This window comes from Cupriavidus sp. 01L46, assembly GCF_056399905.1.
Genome location: NZ_JBFTSF010000249.1, coordinates 1 through 9,703 on the forward strand (window position 1 = coordinate 1; position 9,703 = coordinate 9,703).

9 protein-coding genes are annotated in these 9,703 nt (G+C 66.0%); 3 read left to right on the forward strand and 6 right to left on the reverse strand.

The annotated features are described in order from the left end of the window. Nucleotides 1–947 (reverse strand): ABC transporter transmembrane domain-containing protein (locus AC1DS3_RS29880; RefSeq protein WP_477128533.1); only part of this gene is annotated, 947 nt, incomplete at its 3' end. After that, complete coding sequence (locus AC1DS3_RS29885) at nt 944–1,111, reverse strand: hypothetical protein (protein ID WP_441631285.1); 168 nt, start codon at nt 1,109–1,111, stop codon at nt 944–946. The genes AC1DS3_RS29880 and AC1DS3_RS29885, both read right to left, overlap by 4 nt. Nucleotides 1,112–1,189: 78 nt before the next feature. On the opposite strand from AC1DS3_RS29885, the gene AC1DS3_RS29890 reads away from it, so the two are divergent. Both AC1DS3_RS29890 and AC1DS3_RS29895 read left to right on the forward strand, forming a co-directional pair. Continuing rightward, nucleotides 1,190–1,864, forward strand: a complete 675-nt coding sequence (locus AC1DS3_RS29890; protein WP_441631283.1) for a TetR/AcrR family transcriptional regulator — start codon at nt 1,190–1,192, stop codon at nt 1,862–1,864. Between the two features lie 412 nt (nt 1,865–2,276). Then, nucleotides 2,277–2,978, forward strand: a complete 702-nt coding sequence (locus tag AC1DS3_RS29895) for a response regulator transcription factor (protein WP_477128534.1) — start codon at nt 2,277–2,279, stop codon at nt 2,976–2,978. 58 nt (nt 2,979–3,036) lie between these two features. On the opposite strand, the gene AC1DS3_RS29900 is transcribed toward AC1DS3_RS29895, so the two are convergent. From AC1DS3_RS29900 to gabT, 4 genes are all read right to left on the reverse strand, one after another. Then, a complete protein-coding gene (locus tag AC1DS3_RS29900; RefSeq protein ID WP_477109106.1) occupies nt 3,037–4,536 on the reverse strand; it encodes an aldehyde dehydrogenase in 1,500 nt (499 codons plus the stop codon). A gap of 36 nt (nt 4,537–4,572) precedes the next feature. After that, nucleotides 4,573–5,820 carry a Zn-dependent hydrolase gene (locus AC1DS3_RS29905; RefSeq protein WP_441631278.1) on the reverse strand — a complete coding sequence of 416 codons (1,248 nt, stop codon included), beginning with the start codon at nt 5,818–5,820 and terminating at the stop codon, nt 4,573–4,575. A gap of 26 nt (nt 5,821–5,846) precedes the next feature. Next, nucleotides 5,847–7,595: a thiamine pyrophosphate-binding protein gene (locus AC1DS3_RS29910; protein ID WP_441631276.1), complete on the reverse strand. Its 1,749-nt coding sequence runs from the start codon at nt 7,593–7,595 to the stop codon at nt 5,847–5,849. 112 nt (nt 7,596–7,707) lie between these two features. Continuing rightward, nucleotides 7,708–8,970: a 4-aminobutyrate--2-oxoglutarate transaminase gene (gene gabT / locus AC1DS3_RS29915; protein WP_477128535.1), complete on the reverse strand. Its 1,263-nt coding sequence runs from the start codon at nt 8,968–8,970 to the stop codon at nt 7,708–7,710. A gap of 499 nt (nt 8,971–9,469) precedes the next feature. On the opposite strand from gabT, the gene AC1DS3_RS29920 reads away from it, so the two are divergent. Then, on the forward strand, nt 9,470–9,703 hold a 234-nt coding region (locus AC1DS3_RS29920; RefSeq protein WP_477128536.1), incomplete at its 3' end, for a FadR/GntR family transcriptional regulator.

Below are 9,703 nucleotides of genomic sequence, written 5' to 3' on the forward strand. Positions count from 1 at the left end.
ATGTAGTGCAGCAGCAGCAACGGCGCGGAGATGCCCGGTGCCACCAGAGCGAACGGCAGCACGTCCACCGGGGCGATCCAGCCCAGGCTCACGAACAGCGTGCCGAAAACCAGCACCACGCCCAGCACCGCCACCGGCGCGATCATCGCGTTGGCGTTGGCCATCGAGCCCACGAGGGGACGGGTGAAACCGACGAAGGCCTGGGCGAAGGCATCGACTGCCTCGCGGTAGCCGCCGTGCGCCTTGCCGCTGGCGCCGAAGGACTTGACCACGGGAATGCCGTTGACGAACTCGACCACCGCGTTGTTGATGCGTCCCAGCCCGCCGACGAACTCCTTTATGTTCGCCCCGCTGGCCTTCATGGCCCTGCCGAAGAACAGGAAAAAACCCGGGAACGGCAAGATCGAGACGATGGCCATGCGCCAGTCCATCGCGAACAGGTAGATGAGCGAGATCAGGATGGCGCCCATCGCGCGCCCCAGCGTCGTATAGAAATGCGCGGTCAGGCTGTGCAGCGTGCCGATGTCGTCCTGCATGGCCTGCTTGACCTCGCCMGATGCGCGGCTGGTGAACCAGCCCAGCGGCACGCGGGCCAGCCGCTGCGTGGCCGCCAGGCGCAGGTGATGGGTGATGCGGTTGTCGGCCAGGTGGGCGGTCAGTTCCCCGGCGGACACCAGCGTCATGCCGACGAACAGGCTCACCACGCTGGCAATGACGGTCCACCAGACTTCGCCCTGCACTTGCGCCCGTGCCGCCGCCGCGATGTCGGTGCCGCCGAGGACGAGCTTTGCGATATGCGCGATGCCGGCCAGCGGCACCAGCGTGAGCATGGCGCCCACGCCAGCCAGTACTGCGGCGACGATCAGTTGCCCACGAATGGGGTTCAATACCCGGCTGATCGGGCCAGGTCCCTTGGGAATGGCCGCAGCCGCGTCACGCGTGTTCATGAAAAAGAAGCGTCCAGAGATTCAGAAAGATGGGATGGCTCTCCCCCTGTCTTGCGGACGAGAAGGCGAGCCCCCATCCACGCAGGCCGCTCGGCGGCATCGATCTCGCGCAGAATGGCGGCTGAGGGGTTGCTGCCTGCCAAGGCACTCGATGGATCGGTCATGGATGACTCCAGGGAATCGAAATGATAATTAGTTGCATGACTATAAACTAATTGACGAATGGCTGGCAAGGCGGCTACATGGCTATCACCACCGATCAAGGAACAAACATGAATTCGCCACAACAACCTTCGGCGCGCGGGCGCCCTCGTACCATCACGCGCGAACGGATCGCCGACGCGGGCATCGAGATCGGCTTGCCGAACATCACCTTCGTCGGCGTCGCCGCCGCACTCGGGGTCAGCCATATGGCGCTCTACAAGCACGTGCCGAGCCTTGAGGAACTCAAGCGCCTGGTCGCCGAGGAGATCTTCAGCCGCTGGCAGATTCCGCAGGCTTGCGGCAAGGGGCGTAGTGGATTGAAGGATTACCTGATCGTGTTCACCACATCGGTACGGGAGTTCGTCAAGGCACACCCTGGGCTGACGCCGTACGTGATCCGCAGGTTGGCTGCGACACAGCCCATGCTCGCCAAGATCGACGGGCACCAGAGCCATATCGCGCGTGCCTACGGCATTTCAAAGGAACAGGCACGCTGGCTGCTTGCGACGGTCGCATTCCACTGCATTGCCGTGGCCGACACGGTGTATTCGGTAGCAGGCCGGGAACCCCTTGTGGAGGCGGACCGCGCGGCGGAAGAAGCCGAGATGGAGGCGGAGCTTGTTCAGGGCATGCACGCGCTCATCGTCGGCGCGCTTGCCATGCTGGAGGAAGACGCCCAGCGTGACGGTTCGGCCTTGCGGATCAAGTCATAGGCGTGACGAAACGCCAGGCCCACGCTGGTTGACTTCCGACGCGGAGGTCGACGAGAGGGGCGAATGCCGGCAAAGCATGGCGCGCATATTGATGTTTCATCCATGCCACATGCCCACTTGATTTCAAGCACAATCCGAACCTAATATCCTCMGAGATACAAAACATTACGTATGCGGGCAGGCTCTACGACGCACAGAGCCGTCCTGGCGGGTCCGCCAGGGCAGGGTCGGAAACCCGGGGATTGCAAAACCTGAGCAAGCGCTGGTCGGCGCTGGTCGGTGCTGGCAGTGTCGTGCCATCCCCGCGGGTTCAGCCTGTCTCCGTTGCACTTGCATTTGCATTTGCGCTTGTACGGGGAGTTACGGCATGAACGTGGTGCTCGTTGAAAGCCATCCATTGCTCCGGATTGCAATGCTCGCTCTGCTGGAGGGTATTGCAGGCATCGTGCAAGTCGTTGCCATCGACCCGGGGGAAAACMCTGAGCATTCGCATGCCGGCGGCAACGTTGACCTGATCGTCTTTGGCATGCCCGCCGATGCTGACACGGGCTGGCATTGGCTCGGCCAGGCACGCAAGCTATGGGCCGCGCCGCGCGTGCTGCTGCTCTGCGATGCCGTGCCGCTGCAGCTGCCGCAAGGCGAGATCACCGAAGGCTTCAGCGGCTGCCTGCCAAAATCCGCCCCGCTCGACGTGCTCAGGACCGCCATCCAGCGTATCGCCACCCGTCAGCCGGAGCGCGCGGGCGCAAGCCAGCTTTCACTGTTCCCCGCTTTGCCCACCGCCGCGCTGTCAACGCGGCCCGCCGCCGGGACCCAGCGCTTGACACAAGAGGCAACGCAACTGGGCTTGACGCAACGCCAGTACGACGTGCTGGCACTGCTCTCCCGAGGGCATGGGTTCAAGACCGTAGGCCGCCTGCTGAATATCTCGGCGCCGACGGTCAAGACGCATGCCCGCGCCATGTACAGGCATCTCCAGGCGGCTGGCAAGGAAGAGGCCGCCTACAAGGCACGGCAACAGGGCTTTAGCCTGGCGTGGCCGGTTGGCGGTGTGCCGGCGTTGACGCTGGCACACCGCCCCGCCCCCGCCGCCCGGCAAATGGAACTGCTCTGAGGGGCTGACCGGCGTTGGCCGGCACTGACCGGCACTCACCGGCCAACGCCTTGCCTGGTCACGCCAGGCTGATCCACGTGGTCTTCAGGTCCGTGTACTTGTCCAGCGCATGCAGTGACTTGTCCCGCCCTGAGCCCGACTGCTTCACGCCGCCAAACGGCACCGTCACGTCGCTGTCCATATAGCAGTTGACCCACACCAGCCCCGCCTGCAGCTTGCGCGAAACCCGGTGGGCGCGGGACAGGTTGGAGGTCCAGAGTCCCGAACCCAGTCCGTAGGGCGAATCGTTGGCCATGCGGATGGCCTCTTCCTCGGACTCGAAGCGGGTCACCGCCAGCACTGGGCCAAAGATCTCTTCGCGCACGATGGTGAGCGACTGCGTGGGGCACTCGAAGATGGTGGGCTGCATGTAGAAGCCGCCACTGTCCGTGCGCGCGCGCTTGCCGCCGGCGCGCAGGCGGGCGCCTTCGTCCTCGCCGCTCTTCACATAGGACATCACCCGCTGCAGCTGCGCGCCGTCGACAATGGCGCCCATGGCGGTGGCGGGATCGAGCGGGTCGCCCGGCTGCATGCGCGCCGCGTGCGCTTCCAGCTTCTCCATGAACGCGTCATAGATGCCGCTTTGCACATAGAGGCGCGAGCCGGCGATGCAGATCTCGCCCTGGTTGCTGAAGATGCCGATGGCGGCGGCCTGCGCCGCGCGGTCCAGGTCGGGGCAGTCGTCAAAGACGATATGCGGGGACTTGCCGCCGCACTCGAGCCAGACGCGCTTGAGGTTGGACTGGCCCGAGTACTCCATGAAGCGCTTGCCGGTGGCGGTGGAGCCGGTAAAGGCAATGCAGTCCACGTCGGGATGGCGGCCAAGGGCCTGCCCGGCAGCGGCGCCGAGACCTGGCACCACATTGAAGACGCCCGCCGGGATGCCCGCTTCTTCGGCGAGCTCCGCCAGCCGCAGCGCGGTGAGCGGGGACTGCTCCGCGGGCTTGAGCACCACGCTGTTGCCGGTGGCCAGCGCGGGCGCGACCTTCCAGCTGGCCATTAGCAGCGGGTAGTTCCAGGGCACGACCGCCGCCACCACGCCCAGCGGCTCGCGCGTGATGGTGGCCAGCACGTCGGGGCCCGTCGGCGCGATCTCGTCGTAGATCTTGTCGATGGCTTCGGCGTACCAGGCGTAGGTGCGGCCGGCTTCGGGGATGTCGTATTGCAGCGTCTCGGCAATGGGCTTGCCCATGTCGAGCGTTTCCAGCAGCGCGAGCTCTTCGCGATGCGTGTCGATCAGGTGCGACAGCCTTAGCAGCGTGGCTTTCCTGGCGCTGCGCGGCATGTCCGACCAGACCCCGGACTGAAACGCCTTGCGCGCCGCGGCTACCGCGCGGTTGACGTCCTGCGCGCCGCAGGCCGCAACCCTGGCGAGCACCTTGCCGGTGGCAGGGTTGATGGTCTCGAAGGTGGCGCCGTCGGCGGCGTCAGCCCAGCGGCCATCGATATAGGCTTGCGAACGGATCGACACCGTTGCGGCCCGCGTGCGCCAATAGGCGAGATCTCTTAAGTCACTCATCGTGGATTCCTGGCATGCATTGGGGTTTCGGCCCGTTTAGGCGCTCGCGTTCGCCTGCGCCACCATGGCGCCAAGCAGCACATTGGCCCCGGCTTCCAGATGCTCCGGCTTGGCGTCTTCGATTTCGTTGTGGCTGATGCCGTCCTTACACGGCACGAAGATCATCGCGGCGGGCGCCACGCCGGCGATATAGACCGCGTCATGGCCTGCGCCCGTGACGATGTCCTGATGGCTGTAGCCTCGCGCGGCGGCTTCCTGGCGCACGTGGCCGATCAGCTCGGGCGCGAATGGCGTGGGCGCGAAGTACTGCACGTCTTGCACCACCACATCCAGGGCCGCGCCGGTGGTGGTGCCATCCGCGACGGCGGCGCAAGCCGCGCGAAAGCGCGCATCCATCCCGGCAAGCCGCGCCGGGTCGAGGTGGCGCAGGTCGACCGTGAACGTCACCGCCCCGGGAATGACATTGCGCGACGACGGATGGACCTTGACCACGCCCACCGTGCCGCGTCCGTGCGGCGCGAAGTCGTTGGCGATGCGGATCACTTCTTGCATCAGGAACGTGGCGCCATAGAGCGCGTCCTTGCGCAGCGGCATCGGCGTGGGGCCGGCGTGCGCCTCCATGCCGGTCACGGTGACGTCGTACCAGCGCAGGCCCAGCGATCCGGTCACCACGCCGATCACCTTGTCCTCGGCCTCGAGCACCGGCCCCTGTTCGATATGGGCTTCGAAGTAGGCGCCGACCTTGCGTCCAACTTCCGCGTCGCCGGCATAGCCGATGGCCGCCAGTTCATCCGCCACCCGCTTGCCCGCCACGTCGGTGGCCGACAGCGCCGTCTGCAGCGGAAAGACGCCGGCAAACACGCCGGAACCCATCATCACCGGGACAAAACGCGAGCCTTCTTCATTGGTCCAGATGGCCACTTCGAGCGGGGCCTCGGTGGTGATGCCGTGATCGTTCAGGGTGCGCATGACCTCCAGGCCGGCCAGCACGCCATAGCAGCCGTCGAACTTGCCGCCGGTGGGCTGCGTGTCGATATGGCTGCCGGTCATGACCGGGGCCAGCGCGTTGTTGCGCCCTGCCCGGCGGGCAAAGATATTGCCGACCTGGTCGACCGTCACGCTCAGTCCGGCTGCGCGCATCCAACCGGTCACCAGGTCTCGCCCCTGCCCATCCAGCGCCGTCAGCGCCAGGCGCGCATTGCCGCCCTTGGGCGTGGCGCCGATCGCGGCGAGGTCCATCAGCGACTGCCACAGGCGCTCGCCATTGATTGCCAGCATGTTCATGTTCTCTCTCTTTGCCGTCGTGGCCATTACGCCGCGTCCGCTTGCCGGGCGAGTGCGTCCGCTTGCCGGGCGAGTGCGTCCGAGCGGATCTGCGACAAGGTCATGCCCGGCGCGATGCCGTCCGCGTCATAGCGCAGCTCCAGCAAGGCGGGCAGCTGCTGGGTGTTGGCGAACACAAGGGCGCGCGCAAAAGCGGGACCGAACGCTTCATCGCTGGCGACAATCTCGCCATACCCGCCATAGGCGCGGATCAGTTCGCTGAACTCCGGATTGTCGAAGCCAAGCGCCACGGTGCGGCCCGGGAACTCGCGCTCCTGGTGCGCGCGGATGGTGCCCCAGATGCCATTGTTGAAGACCAGCACGACGATGCCGACGCGGTACTGCATGGCAACGCCGAGTTCCTGCAGGTTCATCTGGAAGCAACCATCGCCCGCATAGCAGATCACGGTGCGAGCGGGGTTCTCGAGCTTGGCGGCAATGGCCGCCGGCAGGCCATAGCCCATCGATCCCACGGTCGGCGCCAGGCTGGTGCCGACGCCCTTGAAGCGGTAGTAGGCATGGGGGTACAAGGCGTAGTTGCCCGCGCCAACGGTAATGCAGGTGTCCTCCGGCACGTTGTCCCGGACGTGGCAGGCGGCCACGTTGAGGTTGAGCGCGCCCGGCGCGGCCTTGGGTTCCTGCTCGGCCAGGTACACCTGGTGGGCGTCGTGCCCGGCGTTGCGCGCGCCCGGGGAACGCGACGGGGAGAGCTCGCTCGCCGCGGCGGCAAACGAGACCACGTCCGCGGCGATCGGCAGCGTGGGATGAAACACGCGGCCAAGCTCATTGGCGTCGGGGTACACGTGGACCAGCCTCTGCTTCGGCAGCGGGCTCTGCACCACCGTATAGCCCTCGCTGGTGGCCTCGCCCATGCGCGTGCCCACCGCGATCAGCAGGTCGCTCTCCTGTACGCGCTTGCGCAGCGATTCGGGCATGGCCCAGCCCACGTGCCCGGCAAAGTTCGGATGATGGTTGTCGAAGCACTCCAGGCGGCGCCAGGCCACCCCGACCGGCAGCGCGAAGCGCTCGGCAAACCCTTCCATCTGCCGCGAGGCCTCCGGGGTCCAGCCCGATCCGCCCAGCAGCAGGAACGGGCGCTCCGCCTGCTCGATCAGCTCCGCCAGCGAGGCCATGGCGCCAGGCGTCGGCGCGCTGTGGGCACGCCGGTAGCGCGGCACATCGGCCACCGTTGCCTTGCCCCATAACGTGTCTTCCGGCAGCGCCAGCACGACCGGGCCGGGCCGTCCGCTGGTGGCCACCGCGAAGGCGCGCGCGATGAACTCGGGAATGCGGTCGGTGCGGTCGATCTGCGCCACCCATTTGGTCATCTGGCCAAACATGCGGCGGTAGTCGACCTCCTGGAACGCTTCACGCTCGTAGAAATCGTTGCCGACCTGGCCAACGAACAAGATCATGGGGGTCGAATCCTGGTAGGCAGTGTGCACGGCGATGCTGGCGTTGGTGGCGCCGGGGCCGCGCGTGACAAAGCAGATGCCGGGCTCGCCGGTCAGCTTGCCTTGCGCCTCGGCCATATAGCCCGCCCCGCTTTCCTGCCGGCAGACGATGGGCTGGATCTTGTCCTGATGGTCGTACAGCGCGTCGATGCAAGGCAGGTAGCTTTCGCCCGGCACCAGGAAGACGCGCTTCACGCCCTGGATAATCAGTTGGTCGATCAGGATCTGGCCGCCGTTGCGCTCTGCGCGCGCCGGCAATGCTTGCGGCGATTGCTTGTTCATGGTCGTGAATTCCGTTTTTGCGATCGCCGCCCGCTTCAGCTTGCGTGCGGCGATCCTTCGAAGTCTTGAATGCGAGGTTTGCGGGCCTGGGCTTGGGCTTGGGCTTGGGCAGTTACTGCAGGAGCGCGGCCTCCAGGATGCCCAGCCCTTCGTCCATCACGGCGTCAGGAATGGTCAGCGGGAACAGGAAGCGCACCACGTTGCCGTAGACGCCGCAGGAGAGCAGCAGCAGGCCGCGCTCCAGCGCGCGGTCTTGCACTTGCCGCGTGAATTCGGGATTGGGGCGGCCGTCGGCCTTGCGGAATTCCACGGCAATCATGGCGCCCAGGCCGCGGACCTCGCCGATCTCCGGCACGCGCGATTTCAGGCCAGCCAGCTTGTCCTGCAGCCGCTGGCCGAGCGCGGCGCCGCGCTCGATCAGCTTCTCGCTCTCCAGCACGTCCAGCACCGCCAGCGCCGAGGCCACCGCCAGCGGGTTGCCAGCGTAGGTGCCGCCCAGCCCGCCGGGGGCCGGCGCGTCCATGATCTCGGCCCGGCCGCAAACGGCCGACAAAGGCATGCCGCCGGCCAGGCTCTTGGCCATGGTGGTCAGGTCCGGCGTGACGCCGTAGTGCTCCATGGCGAAGAGCTTGCCGGTGCGGCCGAAGCCGGTCTGCACTTCATCAGCCACCAGCAGGATGCCGTGCTCGTCGCAGATGCCGCGCAGCGCGCGCACGAACTCGGCGGGCGCCACGTTGAAACCGCCCTCGCCCTGGACCGGCTCGAAGATGATGGCCGCGACCCGCTTCGGGTCCACATCCGCCTTGAACAGCTGGTGCAGGGCGTTGATCGAATCCTGCACGCTCACGCCATGCAACCCGTACGGGTACGGCGCGTGGAACACGTCGCCCGGGAACGGGCCGAACCCCACCTTGTACGGCACGACCTTGCCGGTCAGCGCCATGCCCATCATGGTGCGGCCGTGGAAGCCGCCGGAGAAGGCAATGACGCCGGGGCGCCCGGTGGCCGCACGGGCAATCTTGATGGCGTTCTCGACGGCCTCGGCGCCGGTGGTGAAAAACKCGGTCTTCTTGGCGAACGCGCCGGGCGCGCGGGCGTTGATCTTCTCGGCCAGCTCGATATAGCTGGCGTAGGGCACGATCTGGTAGGCGGTGTGCGTGAAGCGCTCCATCTGTGCCTGCATGGCTTGCACCAGGCGCGGATGGCGGTGACCGGTATTGAGCACCGCGATGCCGGCCGCGAAGTCGATGTAGCGGTTGCCTTCGACATCCCACAGCTCCGAGTTCTCGGCGCGCTCGGCATAGAAGTTGCACATCACACCAACGCCACGGGGCGTGGCGGCATCTTTGCGGCGTACCAGGTCTGCGTTCTTCATTGCGTGCTCCATTGCATTGGTGTCCTGCTGTCTTGTCTGGATCTGGGCGGCCGGCGCCACGAGGGGCCGGCCGGGAAACCGGGGGAAAGCGCTTCGGGTCAGGCTTCGGGTCAGACCAGTGCGACCCTCCGGATGGCGCTAAAGCCGCTTTTTGTGTCACGGGCGTTATAACTCAACCGGTGGCCGGACCAATTCTATGGCCTTCGCGGAAAAATTGCCAAATTTTTTGATTTTTTGACTGGGTGGTCCGTCCAATTGAGGGCGATGTCTTCACGTTTTGCCCAGGACGCGTGCTGCGATGTGCGGAAAAGACGACCGATGGAATCCGGAGCACGTGGCCGGTTTGCTGCCAATCCGAGGCCGTATTGGCCGGACCACTCCCGCTGGCACCCCTCAGGCAGCCCGGAACGCCGGGAGAAACCCGCCCTGCCCCTTGAACAGACACCGGGTTTTGCTGTATTGATCAGACCATCAGTCAATTTGCAGCGGCCTTGCCTTCATGTCCTTACTTCAAGCGGTTTCAGCGCAGCGCCTTTACCGGCTGATCGCCGACCAGATTGCCAAGAAAATCAGCGCAGGCGAGTTCGCCCCCGGCGAGCGCCTGCCGGCGGAGCGCGAGCTGGCCGAGCAGCTCAACGTCGCACGCTCGACGTTGCGCGAAGCATTGATCGCGCTCGAGATCGGCGGCTATATCGAGGTGCGCGTCGGCAGCGGCGTATTCGTGCTGGAACCC